Genomic DNA, 16682 nt, shown 5'->3' with positions numbered 1-16682 from the left:
CATGCGGATCTCGCCACCGCGGCGCACCATTCATCCTGAGTTATGGCCGGGCGAGTGAGAGCGCCCGCCCGATCGGCGCCGTTCTCGCCCCGGCGGACAGTACGGTTGCGGTGTGATCACCAACGACCCGCTGCCCGACCGGCCCGCACCCGACAACCCCTCGGGCAAGCTCGTTCTCCTCCGCCACGGCGAGACCGAATGGTCCAAGAGCGGCAAGCACACCGGACTCACCGACATCCCCCTCACCGCTCGCGGCGAGGACCTCGCCCGCGGCGCCGGCCGTCTGGTTGCGGGGTACGACTTCTCGCTGGTGCTGACGTCTCCGCTCGAGCGCGCGCGACGCACCGCCGAGCTCGCGGGCCTGCACCCCGAGATCGACCCGCTGCTCGTCGAATGGGACTACGGCGGGTACGAGGGGCGCACGACACGCGAGATCCGTGAAGAGCTCGGTTACAACTGGAGCGCCTTCACCCACGGCGTGATCCGCGGGGAGACGCCGGGCGAGACGGTCGAAGAGGTCGCCGGACGCGCCTCGCGCGTGCTCACGCGGGTGCTCCCCGCGATGGTCGACGGCGACGTGGCACTCGTGGCCCACGGCCACTTCCTCCGCATCCTGACCGCCGTTTTCCTGCGCATGGCACCGCGTTTCGGGGCTCAGATCACCCTGGATGCCGGATCGGTGTCGGTTCTGAGCTTCTACCGCGAGCAGCCCGCCATCATGTCGTGGAACTACGGGCTCGAGCTCCCCCTAGAGCCCTCGGAGTCCTGACCGCCGCGCGGTGAGCCCCTGTGCCCGGAAATCACCGGTGGCGGGGAACACCCTTCAGGATGCGATCCACGGCGTTCTTCGGCCCGTGCACGGCTACACCCACAAGGTCGAGGTCGACACCGGCGGATGCGGCGACGACCTCGCGGTTCGCCGCGTCGTGGGTCGTACCGAACATCCGCCGGTCGTAGACCGACACACGGAGGTCACGCGTGACGGCTCTCGCTCTCACACCCTGCAACACCTCCCCGTCCCCTTCCCAGACGATGACGGGCTGTCCGAAGATCGCCAGATACTCGGTGCCATCCGCATCGACGTACGGCTCGCCGAGCAGGGCGGTGTCAGCGGCGACGCCGCTCGCGAGGAACGCGGCCACGTTGACGCTCTGCCACGGCTCGAGATCGTCGCGGAGGATGAGGGCGATGCGGGTGGGAAAGCGCACGGGTTCGTCGGTCATGGCTCCACGATCCGTCACGGGGGCGGGCGGAGTCTTGTACGTTTCTCGCATGGCGGAGCTCACACAGATGCATGTGTGGCCATCGGAGGTGCCCGGGGTGAGAGAAGTCCTCCACGCCCGGATGACGACCCATGCCTATCCGTTGCACGCCCACGCCGACTGGGCGCTCATGCTGGTCGACGAAGGTGCGGTGGTCTACACCCTGGGCGGCCGAGCGCATATCGCCGACAACGCCGCCGCGACTCTGCTTCCGCCGGGGGTCGCTCACGACGGACGCGCTGCTCCCGGCGCGGCGGGCTTCGCCAAGCGCGTGGCGTATCTCGACGCGTCATGGGTCTCTCGGTCCGGAATCGGCGCCATCGTCGACCGGACCACTCGGGTCGATCTCCTGGCTGCCACGCGCCGCGCACATCGGGCGTTGGCGACCCCCGGCGAAGGGCTCGCCGCGGAACAAGCCCTCATCGAACTTTCGGATGCTGTGGCCGCGCGAGCCGACGACACCGGTCGGTCGTTCCGCGACCATGGCCTTGCCCGCCGTCTCCGCGAGCTTCTCGAGGCACGACTGCCCGGCGCCGTGTCACTCGCGGAGGCGAGCGATCTGCTGAACAGTCATCCCAGCCATCTCTCGAGGTCGTTCGTCGCGGCCTTCGGCCTCCCGCCCCATCGCTACGTCACCGGACGACGAGTCGACCTCGCACGCCAACTCCTCATCAGCGGGCATCGCCCCGCGCGCGCAGCCGCGCAGGCGGGATTCCACGATCAAGCGCACCTCACGAGACACTTCGTGAAACTGCTGGGCACCACGCCCGCCCGTTTCCGCTCATCCCTCGCGCGCTGACCCGCGTACTGGGCCCGGTCGTGCGGATGAATGCCACCACGAATGCACTCGCGACGTGAAGTCGAGTGCAGCCAAGGGCGATTCCGGGGAGAGGCCATAGTGGCGTCCGAGCTTCTCCGTCAGTGACCGGCTCAATTCTTCCGGGGTCATGCCGCTCGACAGCCAGACGCGCATCGGGCTCACCAGGTCGTCGTACTCTTCGTCATCCTCGGGCCGGTCGTCTTCGTCCTCGTACACACCGAGCACGTCCCAAGTCTGGAAGATGTCCGCCAGCGCGAGGGACGTCGCATCGAATCCGTCTCGAAGCCGTCGCCGCATTGTGACGCCTTCCGTCCCCAGAACGCCCCCTCGGTCATCGGGGCGGAGCTCCACCGGATTCTCGTCCTGCGGCCCATCGACGCGCACGTCTGAGCGGGCGTCGTCATCCGCGGGCGAACGCCTCTTCTCGAACGCGAACATCAGATCCGCACCGGATGCTTCCCCCGCGCTCCCGGCTCGAGGAGGTTCGCTCGGATCGGGGTGACCCGGGTGGAAGAACTCAACGATGTGGAAGCCGCACGTGTTGACGTAGAGATGGATGTTCCTCGTGTCTTCGTACGGGGTCATGGTTCTCCAGACCTCGACCGCGGGATAGCGAGCCTCGATGCAGGCCCACACCCTCTTGCCGAGGCCCTTCCCCTGCTCGGCTGTGTCGATGAACAGCAGGTCCAGAGATGCTCGGCGCCCATCTTCGCCGATCCAGACGACGGCGCCACCCACGCGTCTGCCATCTTGTCGGACGTCCCACGTTGCGGCACCCGGCTGATCCATCGACTGACGGATCTCCGCTTCGGAGATCACCGGCTCGTCGGATTCGTTCCCGAAGGCCGCCGCACCGGCATCGAAGGCGGCCTGCAGGCGCGTGATGAATCCCGGACGATCAGAGGTCTCGAGCGGATGCAGCACAGGAGCGGTCACGTCGACACCCACACCGCTCATGCCCTGCCTCGTGTCCGTCAGTTGTTGAAGCGGAACTCCACCGGGTTACGCCACCGATGAGCATCACGGCGCACGATTCGGCCTCGGAGTTGGACCTAGGACCGGTTGTGCTTCTGGCGTATTGCGATAGCCGATATCCCACGGGAGATTGCCGCTCGAATCCGGCCACACCATTTGAAGTGCTTCGAAGTCGCCGAGCATCCTCTCGGCCGCCGTCAACCCGCGGCGGTCATCGACCCGGATAAGCGCCACCGAGCCCGACTCCGTAAGGGCATCTGTGCGATCGCCCGGTTGGAACGCTCCTCTCGATTCCTGTTCGTCCACCGCATTCCTGATGAAGACGTCAGCGACGTCTGCAGGCAGGCCGGTGATCAGGAGCTCGTCCCACCCTCTCGTCGTGAGACCAACCGTGTAGGAGAACGGTGCGGCAGACGCGATGCCGAGTACGTGTCTCACCGCCCAGCCGTACGTGTCGACCATTCGCTTCAAGTCGGCGAACGCGCGCTCGTTCGGGCTATCCATGACCCTGACCTTAGCGGCGCCCACCGCGCGGGATGTCAGTTGTTGAAGCGGAACTCCACGACGTCGCCGTCCTGCATGACGTAGTCCTTGCCCTCGAGGCGGGCCTTGCCCTTCGCGCGGGCCTCGGCGACCGAGCCGAGCTCCAAAAGGTCGGCGAAGGAGATGACCTCGGCCTTGATGAAGCCCTTCTCGAAGTCGGTGTGGATGACGCCCGCCGCCTGCGGGGCCTTCGAGCCCTGCGGGATCGTCCACGCGCGCGCTTCCTTCGGACCCGCCGTCAGGTACGTCTGCAGTCCGAGGGTGGCGAAGCCGATGCGGGCGAGCTGGTCGAGGCCCGACTCGTCCTGACCGGTCGACGCGAGCAGCTCGGCTGCGTCCTCGGGGTCGAGGTCGATCAGCTCCGACTCGATCTTCGCGTCGAGGAACACGGCCTGGGCAGGAGCGACGAGGGCTGCGAGTTCGGCCTTGCGCGCAGCATCCGTCAGCACCGCCTCGTCGACGTTGAACACGAAGATGAAGGGCTTGGCAGTCAACAGGCCCAGCTCGCGGATCGGAGCCAGATCGATCGACGTGGCGGAGAGCACCTCGCCGCGCTGCAGCGCGTCGCGCGCGGCGGTGGCGGTCTCGAGCACGACGGGGTCGAGCTTCTTGCCGCGCACCTCTTTCTCGTACCGGGTGATGGCCTTCTCGAGCGTCTGGAGGTCGGCGAGCTGCAGCTCGGCGTTGATCGTCTCCATGTCGTTCTGCGGGTTGACCGCGCCGTCGACGTGCACGACGTCGCCGTCGGCGAATCCGCGCACGACCTGCGCGATCGCGTCGGCCTCTCGGATGTTCGCGAGGAACTGGTTGCCCAGCCCCTCCCCCTCGCTCGCGCCGCGCACGATGCCGGCGATGTCGACGAACGACACGGCGGCGGGCACGGTGCGCTCGCTCGAGAAGACCCCGGCGAGCTGGTCGAGCCGGGGGTCGGGGAGGTTCACCACGCCGACGTTCGGCTCGATCGTGGCGAACGGATAGTTCGCCGCGAGAACCGTGCTCTTCGTCAGAGCGTTGAACAGGGTGGACTTGCCCACATTGGGCAGTCCGACGATCGCGATGGTAAGAGCCACGGGCACCAAGTCTAGGCGGGCGGATGCTGCACCCTCCGCCCGGCGCGTCAAGGGCGGTCCGTCAGGGGCGCAGGAAGCGAAACGCCTCCGTCGTGTACGGGAGCTCGACGACCGCGTCACCCGTCGCGCCGATGTCGTCGAACAGCTCGCCGAGCTGCGCGGTCATGCGGGCGCGAGTGGCATCGTCGACCGTCGCCGAGTAGCTGCGCGAGCGCGCCATGGCGAACAGCGTCTCGCGGGTCATGGGTCGGCTCCACGTCCAGCCCCGATGCTCGAACTCGCCGAAGGGCGGGCCCACGGGAGGCGTCCCCTGAGCGAGCATGAGCTCGGCGTTGCTCGGCGTCATCACCTCGGTCATACGGCGCACCCAGTCGACGTTCTCGTCGCGCAGGTTCCAGACGAGCCCGAGCACTCCGCCGTCGCCGAGCACGCGCGCGACCTCGGCCGAGGCGGCCTCCGGGTCGACCCAGTGCCACGCCTGCGCGACCAGAACCGCGTCGAGCGAGCCGTCGGGCAGCGGAAGCTTCTCGGCGGTGCCGACACGGGTCGGCACCCCGGCGACGTGGGCGCGCAGCGTGTCGAGCATCCGGGCGTCGGGATCGACCGCGACGACCTCCGCCCCCGCCGCCAGGGCAACGCGGGTGAGCTTGCCGGTTCCCGCACCCACGTCGGCCACCCGCGGCGTATGCCCGGAGCGACGGATGGGCTCCAGCATCCATTCGACCGCCTCGAGCGGGTAATCGGGGCGACCGGCCTCGTAGGCGGCGGCTTCGGCCCCGAACGATCTCGACATCTCCGTGCGATCGGCCATGCATCGACCCTACGACCGACACGCCGCCTTCAGAACGGACGTCGCGGGCCGCCCCGCGACGCGAACCGCCGCTTCCGCGCCTGCGGCGTCGTCCTGCCGGAGTTGTGTCGGCCCCGGCGCGCCTCCCCCGGGTGCCCACTCCGGCATCCGACCCTGGATCCGTGCCCCTGGACTTCACCGCTATCGATTTCGAGACGGCGAACTCCAGCAGTGCCTCGGCGTGCTCCGTGGGACTCGCCCGGGTGCGCGACGGCGAGGTCGTCGCGACCGCGGGCTGGCTGATCAAGCCCCCGCCGGGCCACGACGAGTTCCTCGACTTCCACATCGGCATCCACGGCATCCGCCCCGAGCACTGCGCCGACGCCCTCGGCTGGTCCGAGCAACTCACGCCGTTGGCCGCCTTCGCCGGGGCCGACGTGCTCGTCGCGCACAACGCCGGGTTCGACATGGCCGTGCTGCGCCGGGCCTGCGAGGCGACGGGCGACGAGTGCCCGCCCTACCGCTACCTCTGCAGCCTGCAGCTCGCGCGCAAGACGTACGAGCTCCCGTCGTACCGGCTGCCCTTCGTCGCCGCCGAGGCGGGCTTCAGCGAGTTCGACCATCACGACGCCGTCGCCGACTCGCTCGCGTGCGCGCACATCGTCATCGACGCCGCGCGGCGAGCCGGTGTGAGCAACATCGCCGATCTCGCAGCATCCGCGGGCGTGCGCATGGGCCGGATCGCCATCGCCGAGCCCGCCGTTCCGGCCCTCTCCGCCGTGGCGTGACGCGATGTCGGAGGGCTGCGGCATCCTGACGACATGGACGCACCTGTTCTCCTCCTGACGCTGGTCATATGCGTCGCCCTCGGTCTCGCCGCCGGTTTCGTCGTCGGCACGAGTCGCGCGAACGCGCGTGCGGTGCGCGATCAGGCGGATGCTGCGGCCCGGCTCGCCGCGGCTGACGCGGCCAGGATCGGTGTGCAGGCGCAGCTCGACCACCAGCAGCTGCTCTACCGCGACCTCGCGGGTCAGGCACGCGCCGATCAGGCCGCGCGCGAGGAACGCGAGCGTCGAGAGCAGACGGTGCTTCGGGCGCTCGCGCCCGTGCGCGACTCCCTCGAGACGATGCATCGCAAGGTCGAAGAACTGGAGCGCGAGCGCGGGATGCAGTTCGGATCGCTGAGCGAGCAGCTGCGGCGCGCGCATGAATCCGACGAGGCGCTGCGCTCCACGACCGAGGCCCTTGCGTCGGCGATGCGCTCGAGCAGCACCCGTGGCGTGTGGGGCGAGACCCAGCTCCGCCGCGTGGTCGAGGCGGCGGGCCTCATGCGGTACGTCGACTTCGACACGCAGGCGACGATCTCGACGGTGGCCGGCGCGGGGCGTCCCGACATGATCGTGCGGCTCCCCGGCGATAAGACGCTCGCGATCGATGCGAAGGTGCCGTTCGACGCCTACCTCGAGGCGAGCGCGATCCCCTTCACCGCCCAGGGCGAAGAAGCCGCGCGACGCGCGTCGCTGCTCGACCGACACGCGCGGGCCGTGCGGGCGCACGTCGACGCCCTGGCGAAGAAGAGCTACTGGTCGGGCTTGGAATCGAGTCCCGAGTTCGTGGTGTGCTTCATCCCGAGCGAATCCCTCCTGTCGGCCGCACTCGAGCACGACCCGGCATTGCTCGACTACGCCTTCGGCAAGCGGGTCGCACTCGCATCACCGGTGAACCTCTGGGCCGTGCTCAAGACCGTGGCCTACACGTGGACGCAGCAGGACGTCTCGCAGGAGGCGCGGCAGCTCTTCGCCCTGGGCACCGAGATGTACGAGCGCATCGGCACCCTCGCCGGGCACGCCGACGACCTTCGCCGGGCGATCGAACGCACGGTCGACTCGTACAACAAGTTCGCGGGGTCGCTCGAAAGCCGCGTGCTCGTCAGCGCGCGCAAGTTCCCCGGAATCGACGACACCCGCCTCGAGGCGGCCTCGGCCCCCGCGGTGATCGACCGCAGCACGCGCCGGTGGACGGCGCCCGAACTCCTCGACGGCCTCGACGATGCGGCGCCGTCGACCATCGCCGACCTCGGCGACGTTCGCGGACGGCTCTAGGGAGCCGACGTGGCGCCGATCGGCGCAACGGGAGAGATCAGCCTGCTCCGCCGGGCACGAAGCTCAGCAGCGAGATGACGGCGCCGGAGACGATCACGAACGCGCCGATCATCCACCAGACGCTGGGCTCGTGGCCCTCTTCCCGTCGCACGCGGAACAGCACGTCGGGCCGACGCGCGGGGTCGATCGGAGCTGCGACGGCCGCGGCTGCGGCGGCGTGTGCCACGGCGTCGGCGACGACCGCCTGGGCACCGGTCTGCGGTGCGGACTGGCTCGACTGAGCGGACATGTCCACTCCCCTCACGTCTGTGATCACGGAAGCATCGCCGTTGACACCGGGGTCAATTTTGCCATGCATCACCTGAACGAGTCGTCACGACTCGGTCACGACGGCGGGTCCGCGCGTCGATGCCGCACACGCGGCGGTCACAGAAGAGGCGTCAGAGCCACTTCGACGTGAGGTGTTCCGACGAGATCCACCGGAGGGTTCCCGAAGCTCCGCGCAGCACGACGCTCTCCGTATAGAGGAAGTCGCCCTCGCGGCGCACGCCCCCCACGAGCTGACCGTCCGTGACGCCGGTGGCCACGAAGATCGTGTTCTTCCCGCGGACGAGGTCATCGGCCTCGTAGACGTAGTCGTCGAACCTCAACCCGGCGTCGGCGCCCTTCTGGCGCTCCTCGTCGTCGCGCGGACGCAGTCGACCCTGGATGTGACCGCCGAGCGCTTTGATCGCGCACGCCGTCACGATGCCCTCGGGGCTTCCGCCGACCCCGACGCACATGTCGGTGCGCGCGTTGTGGCGCGCCGCGTTGATGCCGCCGGCGACGTCGCCGTCGCTCATCAGCCGGGTTCCGGCGCCGGCCTCCCGGATCTCCTGGATCAGCTGCTCGTGACGGGGGCGGTTGAGCACCGAGACGACCATCTCTTCAACGGGCTTGCCGAGCGCCTTCGACAGGAGGCGGATGTTCTCACCGATCGGCAGCCGGATGTCGACGACGCCGACGCCGGCCGGACCGGTGACGAGCTTGTCCATGTAGAACACCGTCGAGGCGTCGAGCATGCTGCCGGCATCGGAGACCGCGATGACCGACAGGGCGTTCTGACGCCCCGCGGCCGTGAGCGTCGTGCCGTCGATCGGGTCGACGGCGACGTCGCACTGCGGTCCCCGCCCGCTGCCGACCTTCTCGCCGTTGTAGAGCATGGGGGCGTTGTCTTTCTCGCCCTCGCCGATCACGATCGTGCCGTCGAAATCGACGGTCGTGAAGAACGCCCGCATCGCGTCGACGGCGGCGCCGTCGGCGGCTTCCTTGTCTCCGCGACCGACGAACGGGACGGCGCGAATCGCCGCCGCCTCCGTCGCCCGAACGAGCTCGAGTGCGAGGTTGCGGTCGGGATGCAGCGGGCTCATGTCCGCGGTAAGGCTCACCATGCGGCCAGCCTACGCGGCATGATCGCACCGATCCGGAGAATTGACGTCGACAGAACGCGAAGGAATCGCAGTTCTTAACCACACAGCATCCGGCGTCGATCTGGTCGGGCTGGCGACCTCCCGGTGCGCCGCGGCCCCCTTCGCTAGGCTGAGCGAAGACCCCTGTCTAACCCAAGGAGCACGACTATGCCCGTCGCCACACCTGAGCAGTACGCCGACATGCTGGACCGCGCGAAGGCCGGCGGCTTCGCGTACCCGGCCATCAACGTGTCGAGCTCGCAGACCATCAACTCGGTCCTCCAGGGCCTCACCGAGGCCGGCTCCGACGGCATCCTCCAGGTGACCACCGGCGGCGCCGATTACTTCGCCGGTCAGAGCGTCAAGGCCCGCGCCACCGGCGCGCTGGCGTTCGCGAAGTTCGCTACCGAGGTCGCGAAGAACTACCCCATCACGGTCGCGCTCCACACCGACCACTGCCCGAAAGACGCCCTCCCCGGCTTCGTGCTCCCGCTCATCGAGGCGTCCGAAGAAGAGGTCCGCGCGGGGCGCAACCCCATCTTCCAGTCCCACATGTGGGACGGCTCGGCGGTGCCCCTCGACGAGAACATCCAGATCGCGAAAGACCTGCTTCCGCGCCTGAAGAACATCAACGCCATCCTCGAGATCGAGGTCGGCGTCGTCGGCGGCGAAGAGGACGGCGTTCAGCACGAGGGCTCGAACGAGGCTCTGTACACCACCGTCGCCGACGTGACCAAGGCCGTCGAGGCCCTCGGTCTCGGCGACCAGGGTCGCTACATCTCGGCCCTGACCTTCGGCAACGTGCACGGTGTCTACAAGCCCGGCGGCGTGAAGCTGCGTCCCGAGCTGCTCGGTGAGATCCAGGCCGGCATCGCCGAGCGCTTCGGCACCGGACCGAAGCCCCTCGACCTCGTCTTCCACGGCGGCAGCGGCTCGACCGACGAAGAGATCGCCCTCGCCGTGGCGAACGGTGTCATCAAGATGAACATCGACACCGACACGCAGTACGCCTTCACCCGCTCGATCGCCGGGTACATGCTCTCGAACTACGAGGGCGTCCTGAAGCTCGACGGCGAGGTCGGCAACAAGAAGCTGTACGACCCGCGCGCGTGGGGCAAGGTCGCCGAGTCGGCCATGGCCGTCCGCGTCGTCGAGGCGACCAAGCAGCTCGGCTCGCACGGCAAGTCCCTCGCCGCCTGACCCGATCCGCAGCATCCGCGAGACCCGTTCTGCGCGGCGAGACCCCGACATTCTGCGGGAGTCTCGTCGCACAGGACGGGTCTCGCGGTCGTTTCGGTCTCAGGCGCCGCGGTAGCCGTCGAGCAGCGCGGGTGCGCCGGCCGGCGCGGCGACCACGACGATCTCGTCACCGGCACGGATGCTGCCCGCCCGCCGCACGCGCAGGTACGGCCCCAGGCGGCGCTCGGCGTCGAAGCGCTTCACCCAGCCGCGCGCGGCGCTGCCGCCCACCCACCGGGCGAACGTCGCGCAGGGCGTGCGCGGCATCGTCACCTGCACCTCGAGGCGGTCGCCGATGCGCCAGACCTCGCCGATGCGCGCCGCGTTGACGTCGAGTCCCTCGACACGCAGGTTCTCGCCGAACCAGCCGGGCGGCAGTGCCCGGCCCAGTTCGCGCTCCCAGAACTCGGCGTCTTCCTGCGCGTAGGCGTAGAGCGCTTTGTCGTGACCGCCGTGGTGCTTACGGCTCGCCTGCACGTCGCCGCGCACACCGAAGGGCCCGACCTTCACCGCGCCGTCGAGCGGGCGCTTGTCGATCGCGGTGACGCCGAGCGACCCCGAATCAGGACGCAGCTGATGCACGGCGCAGACGGCGAGGAGTCGGGGCATCGCACGATCCTACGACCCCGCGAGTGCGGCTCAGCGATCGGCCTCGTAGCGCATGAGCACGTGCTCGCCGGTGATCGTGCGGATCTCCACCGCCCCGATGTCGCCGACGCCCAGGTCGGTCCCCGCGCTCAGCTGCGTGGTCGACCCGGGTTCCGCCCGCCAGGTCGAGAGGGTCGTCGACGCGCCGTTCGCATCGACGACGGCGAGCGCGTACGGCCACCCGCCCTCGGGCGCATCGAGCACTTCGCCGCTGTATCGGCAGACCAGGTCGATCTGGGTTCCCCACGCGGCGTCCGTGAGCCGGACGGATGCTTCGAGGGGCGCGTTGGCGAGGTCTTCCAGGGCATAGACGCTCCCCTGCTGCGAAGCACTCTCGATCGTCAACGGAACGGCGACGGCTGCGACGACGATTGCTGCGGCCGCGACGCCCGCGCCCACCCACCACCCCCGCCGACGGCGTGCGCGGCGACCCGCGATCGAAACGAGCTGCGCGCGGCGGGCAGCATCCGGCTCCTCGTCGCGCTCGGTCAGCGGCGGCGCGGCGATCCGCGACAGCAGGCCGACGGTGGGGGCGACCTCGCCGACCGCGCGCGTGCATTCGGCGCACTCCGCCAGGTGGTCTTCGTAGTCGCGTCGGTCGGATGCCGACAGGGCGCCCAGCACGTAGGCGGCGTCCCATTCCGCGAAGCGCGCGTGATCGGGGTTCATCGCGTGACTCCCTTCTCCTGCAGGGCGAGCTTCAGCGCTCGCAATCCATAGTGCAGCCGCGACTTGACCGTGCCTTCGGGGATCCCGAGGGCGGCCGCGCACTGCGCGACGCTGCGGCCGCCGTAGTAGGCGGTCACGATCACGGCTCGATGATCGGCGCTGAGCGCCGCGAGGGCTTCCTCGATGAGCAGCGCGTCGAAGAGGGCGTCGGTGTCGTCGGAGGTCGCACGGTCGGGGATGTCGGCGACGGGGTTCTCATGCCGGCGCCGCGCGCTCCGCGCCTCGTCGACGACGAGGTTGCGGGCCACGGTGATCATCCACGAGCGGAGCGCGGCAGGGTCATCGGCCATGATGCGGGGCGTCCGCCAGGCGCGCAGCAGGGTCTCCTGCACGATGTCGTCGGCACCCGCACGATCACCCGTCAGCGATACCACGTACCGCCACACGGGGGCCGCGTGCGCGTCGTAGAGCGCCGCGAGCTGTTCCGCCTCGTCTGCACGCATCGACCGCCTCCTCCTCAGAACACGAGACGGAGGCGCCGGAGGTTCAGCTCCCCGACGTCGCGACCTGGTTGAACAGTTCGCTGAAGGCGGGGTCGTTGAGGATCGGAACCGTGATGAAGATCGACACCGCGATGCTGACGACGAGCGCTCCGGCCACGGGGATCCAGAACGCGATGCGGCCGCGGCGCAGCTGACGCCACGTGAGGGTGGCGGTCAGCAGCCACCCGACGATCATCGTGATCCCGGCGACGGTTCCCCACAGCTGGCCCTGCGCGACATTGGTGAAGGCCTGATCGACGCCGAACAATCCGAGGATCGTGTTGGCGTACTGCTCGAACGAGAAGAGCTGCACCGATGTGGCGATGACGTTGACCAGCCCGTAGGCGAGCAGACCGATCGTGATGATCCGATCGGCGAGACGCCAGCCGGTGAGAGGGCGCGCGAGCGCCGACGTCGAAGGGGCCGATGTCGTTCGCCGCGTCTGCTCGGCCAGGGTCGCCGGGGGCGCGGAGGCGGAGGTCGCGGGAGCATCGAGGGCCTGGCCCGCGAGCAGAGCGTCGGTGGCATCGGGCTGACGGATGCGCGCCCGCTGCTCCTCCGGCGAGGCGTACTCGCCGTACTGCGGGCGCGGCCGATCGTCAGGGTCGGGAGTACTCACGCGCGGCTCCGCCCGCCGAGGGCACGGTCGTCCGACCGCAACTCCTTCGGGAGCGAGAACAGGAGGTCTTCCTCGGCGGTCTTGACCTCTTCGACGTCGCGATAGCCGGCACCGGCGAGTTCGGCGATGACCTCCTCGACGAGCACCTCGGGCACCGATGCGCCGCTGGTGACACCGACGGTCTCGACGCCGTCGAGCCACTCCTGCTTCACCTCGTCGATGTAGTCGACACGGTAGGCGGCCTTCGCGCCGTACTCCAGCGCGACCTCGACGAGACGCACGCTGTTGGACGAGTTCGCCGAGCCGACGACGATCACGAGATCGGCGTCCTGCGCGACCTTCTTGATCGCCACCTGACGGTTCTGGGTGGCGTAGCAGATGTCGTCCGACGGCGGATCCTGCAGCTGCGGGAAACGCAGGCGCAGACGCCGCACGGTCTCCATCGCCTCGTCGACCGAGAGGGTCGTCTGCGAGAGCCACACGACCTTCGACGGATCGCGCACCTCGACGGTGTCGGCCTCGTCGGGAGAGTTCACGATCGTCACGCGGTCGGGCGCGTGGCCCGCCGTGCCCTCGACCTCTTCGTGGCCTTCGTGGCCGATCAGCAGGATCTCGAAGTCGTCACGAGCGAAGCGCACGGCCTCGCGGTGCACCTTGGTGACGAGAGGACACGTGGCATCGATCGCCTGGAGCTGACGCTCGGCGGCCGCGTTGACGACCGCCGGCGAGACGCCGTGGGCGCTGAAGACGAGGTGAGATCCCGGCGGAACCTCGTCGACCTCTTCGACGAAGATCGCCCCGCGGGACTCGAGCTCGCGCACGACGTGGATGTTGTGCACGATCTGCTTGCGCACGTAGACGGGTGCACCGAAACGGTCGAGCGCCTTCTCCACCGCGACGACCGCGCGGTCGACGCCGGCGCAGTACCCGCGCGGGGCCGCCAGCAGCACCTTCTTGTGTCCGGGCACCGGGATATCCTGGAGCCGTCCTCGACGCCCCGGTATGCGGGGCAGGGGCAGCTTGACGACAGGAGTACTCACCCCTCGATTCTACGGGGGTGCCCCTGGATGACGGCCGATACCCGCCACACCCCGACGAACCCGGAGCATATGACGACGTTCCAGCCCGAGGCCGTTCCGGGACAACCGCCGCCGCCCGACTCCGTGCCCCCGCGTGATTCCACCGCGCAGGCCCCCACCTCGGTCGCGCGCCTGAACGACACGATCCGCGGGTTCGTCGAGAAATGGGGATCGGTCTGGGTCGAGGGCGAGATCACGTCGTGGAACCAACGCGGCGGCAACGTCTTCGGACGCATGAAAGACCTTGCCACCGATGCCACCATCTCATTCCGCATCTGGTCGAGCACTCTGCAGCGCCTTCCCCGAGACCTCAAGGTCGGCGACCACATCATCGCGTGCGTCAAGCCCGACTACTTCCCCCGCACAGGAGACTTCAGCTTCTCGGTGTCGGCGATGCGCCACGTCGGTCTCGGCGATCAGCTCGAGAAACTCGAGCAGCTGCGGCTCGCGCTGCGCAAAGAGGGCCTCTTCGATCCGTCGCGCAAGAAACCCCTGCCGTTCCTCCCCCGGCACATCGGGCTCATCACCGGAGAGAACTCCGACGCCGAGAAAGACGTGCACCGCAATGCCGAGCTGCGCTGGCCGCACGTGCTCATCCGCACCAAGCACGCCGCCGTGCAGGGCGACCGGTGCGTGCCCGAGACCATCGCGGCGCTGAAGGCGCTCGACGCCGACCCCGAGATCGACGTCATCATCATCGCCCGGGGCGGCGGCGACCCGCAGACGCTGCTCGGATTCAGCGACGAACGGATGCTGCGCGCGGTGGCCGCCGCATCCACCCCCGTCGTGAGCGCGATCGGTCACGAGAACGACCACCCGTTGCTCGACGACGTCGCCGACCTGCGCGCCTCGACCCCCACCGACGCGGCCAAGCGGGTCGTGCCCGACGTCTCGGAGCAGCGGGCGCTGGTGGCGCAGCTGCGCGCGCGGCTGGTCGGGCGCCTCTCGCAGCGCGTCGGCCACGACATCGCGCAGCTCGACCAGCTGCGCTCGCGACCGGTGCTGCGCACCCCGGAGACGACCCTCACCGCGCGTGCTCAGGAGATCTGGATGCTGGCGAGCCGGGGGCGCGACCTCGTCGAGCGCGACCTCTCGCTGCGCGAGCGACGCACGATGGAGCTGCGTGCGTCGTTGCGCGCCCTCTCGCCGGTCGCGACCCTCGCCCGCGGCTACGCGATCGCCCACATCGGCGACGGCGTGATCGTGCGCGACGCCGCGCAGGCGCCCGCGGGCACCGCCATGACCATCACCGTGGCACGCGGATCGGTGGCGGCGCGCTCGGACGGCGAGGTCGCGGAGTCTCCGAGCGGAGCCTGAGCCGTCGGAGCCCCGCCCTAGAATGGAACCCATGACCGCGTCGCCCTCGGAACCCACCGTCGACGTCGCGACGCTGTCGTTCGAGCAGGCCCGCGACGAACTCGTGCGCGTCGTCGCTGAGCTCGAGCAGGGTGCGCCGACGCTCGAGCATTCGCTGGCGCTCTGGGAGCGCGGCGAATCCCTGGCCGCCCGCTGCGAGGAGTGGCTGCTCGGAGCCAAGCGGCGCCTCGACGCCGCCCGCGGCGAAGTCTCGACCGACGCACGCGCGGAGGCATGATGGCCCGCGTCGTCGCAGAGCTCGGCAGACCCGAGACCGCCGAGGAGACCGCGGCCCGCAAGGCCGAGTTCTCCCGCCGCTACCGGTCGAGCAAGACGTTCCCCAGCCTCTTGGCGGCCATTCTCGCCACCCTCGCCATCATGTTCGTCGTCGTGCTCGGCGTTCCGCGCGGCACGCCCGCCGAGGCTCCTCCCATCGATGTCACCGCCGAATCGGCCGCCCTGGCGGCCGACCTCGGACACCCCGTGATCGACCCCGCCGTCCCCGACGACTGGCGCGTGAACGCCGCTCGCATCGAGGGCGGCAGCGTCGACGCGTGGACCATCTCGTACGCCCCCCGGGCCGAGCGCGGGTTCCTCAACATCGCGCAGGGGTTCGGCGCGAGCGAGTCGTGGCCGGCCGAGATGCTGCGGGGGGCCACGACATCGGCCACCGTCACGATCGACGGCATCGAGTGGGCCGAGTACTCCATCTCCGATGCCGCCGGTGCCGGCAACATCTCCTACGCGCTCGCCACGACCGCCGGAGACGACCGCGTTCTCGTCTACGGCACGGCCGCGCCCGACATCGCGAAGGCGGCCGCGTCGGCCGTCACCGCCGACATCCGCGAACTCCGAGAGGCAACCCCGTGACGACGACTCGACTCACTCCGCGCCAGGTCTGGGACGAGATGCGACTCGGCAACGAGCGCTTCGTCGCCGGCGAGCCGCAGCACCCACGACAGGACGTCGAGCGACGCCACGACCTCGCGGGGGGCCAGACGCCACGCGCCGCGCTCTTCGGGTGCGCCGACTCCCGACTGGCCGCCGAGATCATCTTCGATGAGGGCCTGGGCGATCTGTTCGTCGTGCGCAACGCCGGTCAGGTCATCTCCGACTCAGTGATCGGCAGCCTCGAATACGCCGTCGCGGTCCTCGACGTGAAGCTCATCGTGGTTCTGCGGCACGACGCGTGCGGAGCCGTGAGCGCCGCCATCGACAGCACCGGCCTCGACGCCCCCGACCTTCCCGCCGGCATCTGGAAGCAGATCGCCCCGATCGTGCCCGCCGTCCGACGCGTGCTGCGCGCGAACGAGGGCCCCGCAGACCCCGAGCTGGTGGGCCGCGAGCACCTCCGCGACACCGTCGGAGAGCTGCTGCACTCGTCGGAACTGATCAGCGAAGCCATCGCCGAAGGACGCGTCGCGATCGTCGGCGCGAACTACCGCCTCAATGAAGGCCTGGTCGAGCCCGACGTGATCGTGGGCGACGCCGGCGATTCGCACCCGTGAACAACCCCGCAC

The 16682-nt window shown here is 69.5% G+C and carries 21 protein-coding genes; 9 read left to right on the top strand and 12 right to left on the bottom strand.

Annotation, left to right across the window (positions count from 1 at the left end):
• Positions 1 to 112 precede the first annotated feature (112 nt).
• Positions 113 to 769, top strand: coding sequence for a histidine phosphatase family protein (locus tag DEA06_RS01480; RefSeq protein WP_346427017.1), 657 nt, complete (start codon positions 113 to 115; stop codon positions 767 to 769).
• 31 nt (positions 770 to 800) lie between these two features.
• On the opposite strand, the gene DEA06_RS01475 is transcribed toward DEA06_RS01480, so the two are convergent.
• Positions 801 to 1223: a DUF2000 domain-containing protein gene (locus DEA06_RS01475; RefSeq protein ID WP_116646185.1), complete on the bottom strand. Its 423-nt coding sequence runs from the start codon at positions 1221 to 1223 to the stop codon at positions 801 to 803.
• A gap of 97 nt (positions 1224 to 1320) precedes the next feature.
• Here DEA06_RS01475 and DEA06_RS01470 point away from each other — a divergent pair, with 97 nt between their 5' ends.
• Entirely contained in the window at positions 1321 to 2061 is a 741-nt protein-coding gene (locus DEA06_RS01470) for an AraC family transcriptional regulator (protein ID WP_240606753.1), read from the top strand.
• On the opposite strand, the gene DEA06_RS01465 is transcribed toward DEA06_RS01470, so the two are convergent.
• From DEA06_RS01465 to DEA06_RS01450, 4 genes are all read right to left on the bottom strand, one after another.
• Positions 2044 to 3039, bottom strand: coding sequence for a GNAT family N-acetyltransferase (locus tag DEA06_RS01465; RefSeq protein WP_116646184.1), 996 nt, complete (start codon positions 3037 to 3039; stop codon positions 2044 to 2046). The two genes, DEA06_RS01470 and DEA06_RS01465, sit on opposite strands and share 18 nt — an antisense overlap.
• 63 nt (positions 3040 to 3102) lie before the next feature.
• On the bottom strand, positions 3103 to 3561 hold the full coding sequence (locus tag DEA06_RS01460; protein ID WP_133241689.1) for a DUF4262 domain-containing protein: 459 nt from the start codon (positions 3559 to 3561) through the stop codon (positions 3103 to 3105).
• 35 nt (positions 3562 to 3596) lie between these two features.
• Entirely contained in the window at positions 3597 to 4670 is a 1074-nt protein-coding gene (gene ychF, locus DEA06_RS01455) for a redox-regulated ATPase YchF (RefSeq protein ID WP_116646182.1), read from the bottom strand.
• 61 nt (positions 4671 to 4731) lie between these two features.
• Positions 4732 to 5481 carry a class I SAM-dependent methyltransferase gene (locus DEA06_RS01450; protein ID WP_116646181.1) on the bottom strand — a complete coding sequence of 250 codons (750 nt, stop codon included), beginning with the start codon at positions 5479 to 5481 and terminating at the stop codon, positions 4732 to 4734.
• Positions 5482 to 5642: 161 nt separating this feature from the next.
• Here DEA06_RS01450 and DEA06_RS01445 point away from each other — a divergent pair, with 161 nt between their 5' ends.
• On the top strand, positions 5643 to 6248 hold the full coding sequence (locus tag DEA06_RS01445) for an exonuclease domain-containing protein (RefSeq protein WP_116646180.1): 606 nt from the start codon (positions 5643 to 5645) through the stop codon (positions 6246 to 6248).
• Between the two features lie 33 nt (positions 6249 to 6281).
• A complete protein-coding gene (locus DEA06_RS01440; protein WP_116646179.1) occupies positions 6282 to 7562 on the top strand; it encodes a DNA recombination protein RmuC in 1281 nt (426 codons plus the stop codon).
• A gap of 37 nt (positions 7563 to 7599) precedes the next feature.
• Here the strand turns inward: DEA06_RS01440 and DEA06_RS01435 are convergent, their stop codons facing one another.
• A complete protein-coding gene (locus tag DEA06_RS01435; protein WP_116646774.1) occupies positions 7600 to 7851 on the bottom strand; it encodes a UDP-N-acetylmuramyl pentapeptide phosphotransferase in 252 nt (83 codons plus the stop codon).
• Between the two features lie 151 nt (positions 7852 to 8002).
• Entirely contained in the window at positions 8003 to 8992 is a 990-nt protein-coding gene (gene glpX, locus DEA06_RS01430) for a class II fructose-bisphosphatase (protein WP_116646178.1), read from the bottom strand.
• Positions 8993 to 9178: 186 nt separating this feature from the next.
• On the opposite strand from glpX, the gene fbaA reads away from it, so the two are divergent.
• Positions 9179 to 10210 (top strand): class II fructose-bisphosphate aldolase, encoded by a 1032-nt coding sequence (gene fbaA, locus DEA06_RS01425; RefSeq protein ID WP_116646177.1) that lies wholly within the window; start codon positions 9179 to 9181, stop codon positions 10208 to 10210.
• Positions 10211 to 10309: 99 nt separating this feature from the next.
• Here the strand turns inward: fbaA and DEA06_RS01420 are convergent, their stop codons facing one another.
• The 5 genes from DEA06_RS01420 to DEA06_RS01400 are packed head-to-tail and all read right to left on the bottom strand — an operon-like array spanning position 10310 to position 13767.
• Positions 10310 to 10858: an MOSC domain-containing protein gene (locus DEA06_RS01420; RefSeq protein ID WP_116646176.1), complete on the bottom strand. Its 549-nt coding sequence runs from the start codon at positions 10856 to 10858 to the stop codon at positions 10310 to 10312.
• 30 nt (positions 10859 to 10888) lie between these two features.
• Entirely contained in the window at positions 10889 to 11566 is a 678-nt protein-coding gene (locus DEA06_RS01415; protein WP_116646175.1) for a zf-HC2 domain-containing protein, read from the bottom strand.
• Complete coding sequence (locus DEA06_RS01410) at positions 11563 to 12069, bottom strand: sigma-70 family RNA polymerase sigma factor (RefSeq protein ID WP_116646174.1); 507 nt, start codon at positions 12067 to 12069, stop codon at positions 11563 to 11565. Before DEA06_RS01410 ends, DEA06_RS01415 begins: the two co-directional genes overlap by 4 nt.
• 43 nt (positions 12070 to 12112) lie before the next feature.
• Complete coding sequence (locus tag DEA06_RS01405; RefSeq protein WP_116646173.1) at positions 12113 to 12727, bottom strand: DUF6264 family protein; 615 nt, start codon at positions 12725 to 12727, stop codon at positions 12113 to 12115.
• Entirely contained in the window at positions 12724 to 13767 is a 1044-nt protein-coding gene (locus tag DEA06_RS01400) for a 4-hydroxy-3-methylbut-2-enyl diphosphate reductase (RefSeq protein WP_205781197.1), read from the bottom strand. Before DEA06_RS01400 ends, DEA06_RS01405 begins: the two co-directional genes overlap by 4 nt.
• Positions 13768 to 13836: 69 nt before the next feature.
• Here DEA06_RS01400 and xseA point away from each other — a divergent pair, with 69 nt between their 5' ends.
• From xseA to DEA06_RS01380, 4 genes are read left to right on the top strand one after another with little or no spacing between them, the layout of a single operon-like run.
• Positions 13837 to 15123, top strand: a complete 1287-nt coding sequence (gene xseA / locus DEA06_RS01395) for an exodeoxyribonuclease VII large subunit (protein WP_116646172.1) — start codon at positions 13837 to 13839, stop codon at positions 15121 to 15123.
• A 31-nt stretch (positions 15124 to 15154) separates the two neighbouring features.
• Positions 15155 to 15400 (top strand): exodeoxyribonuclease VII small subunit, encoded by a 246-nt coding sequence (locus DEA06_RS01390; protein ID WP_116646171.1) that lies wholly within the window; start codon positions 15155 to 15157, stop codon positions 15398 to 15400.
• Positions 15400 to 16032, top strand: a complete 633-nt coding sequence (locus DEA06_RS01385) for a DUF4245 family protein (protein WP_116646170.1) — start codon at positions 15400 to 15402, stop codon at positions 16030 to 16032. The genes DEA06_RS01390 and DEA06_RS01385 overlap by 1 nt, the downstream gene beginning before the upstream one ends.
• 38 nt (positions 16033 to 16070) lie before the next feature.
• Complete coding sequence (locus DEA06_RS01380; protein WP_116646772.1) at positions 16071 to 16670, top strand: carbonic anhydrase; 600 nt, start codon at positions 16071 to 16073, stop codon at positions 16668 to 16670.
• Positions 16671 to 16682: the final 12 nt, after the last annotated feature.

It is taken from the genome of Microbacterium sp. Gd 4-13, from assembly GCF_003095395.1.
Classification (GTDB): Bacteria; Actinomycetota; Actinomycetes; order Actinomycetales; family Microbacteriaceae; genus Microbacterium.
This window is presented reverse-complemented; position numbering and strand designations above follow the sequence as displayed.

Coding starts and splice junctions, on each gene's coding strand:
- DEA06_RS01475 (WP_116646185.1), bottom strand. CDS start 1,223: ATGACCGACGAACCCGTGCGCTTTCCCACCCGCATCGCCCTCATCCTC.
- DEA06_RS01465 (WP_116646184.1), bottom strand. CDS start 3,039: ATGAGCGGTGTGGGTGTCGACGTGACCGCTCCTGTGCTGCATCCGCTC.
- DEA06_RS01460 (WP_133241689.1), bottom strand. CDS start 3,561: ATGGATAGCCCGAACGAGCGCGCGTTCGCCGACTTGAAGCGAATGGTC.
- DEA06_RS01450 (WP_116646181.1), bottom strand. CDS start 5,481: ATGGCCGATCGCACGGAGATGTCGAGATCGTTCGGGGCCGAAGCCGCC.
- DEA06_RS01440 (WP_116646179.1), top strand. CDS start 6,282: ATGGACGCACCTGTTCTCCTCCTGACGCTGGTCATATGCGTCGCCCTC.
- DEA06_RS01435 (WP_116646774.1), bottom strand. CDS start 7,851: ATGTCCGCTCAGTCGAGCCAGTCCGCACCGCAGACCGGTGCCCAGGCG.
- glpX (WP_116646178.1), bottom strand. CDS start 8,992: ATGGTGAGCCTTACCGCGGACATGAGCCCGCTGCATCCCGACCGCAAC.
- fbaA (WP_116646177.1), top strand. CDS start 9,179: ATGCCCGTCGCCACACCTGAGCAGTACGCCGACATGCTGGACCGCGCG.
- DEA06_RS01420 (WP_116646176.1), bottom strand. CDS start 10,858: ATGCCCCGACTCCTCGCCGTCTGCGCCGTGCATCAGCTGCGTCCTGAT.
- DEA06_RS01415 (WP_116646175.1), bottom strand. CDS start 11,566: ATGAACCCCGATCACGCGCGCTTCGCGGAATGGGACGCCGCCTACGTG.
- DEA06_RS01410 (WP_116646174.1), bottom strand. CDS start 12,069: ATGCGTGCAGACGAGGCGGAACAGCTCGCGGCGCTCTACGACGCGCAC.
- xseA (WP_116646172.1), top strand. CDS start 13,837: ATGACGACGTTCCAGCCCGAGGCCGTTCCGGGACAACCGCCGCCGCCC.
- DEA06_RS01390 (WP_116646171.1), top strand. CDS start 15,155: ATGACCGCGTCGCCCTCGGAACCCACCGTCGACGTCGCGACGCTGTCG.
- DEA06_RS01385 (WP_116646170.1), top strand. CDS start 15,400: ATGGCCCGCGTCGTCGCAGAGCTCGGCAGACCCGAGACCGCCGAGGAG.
- DEA06_RS01380 (WP_116646772.1), top strand. CDS start 16,071: ATGCGACTCGGCAACGAGCGCTTCGTCGCCGGCGAGCCGCAGCACCCA.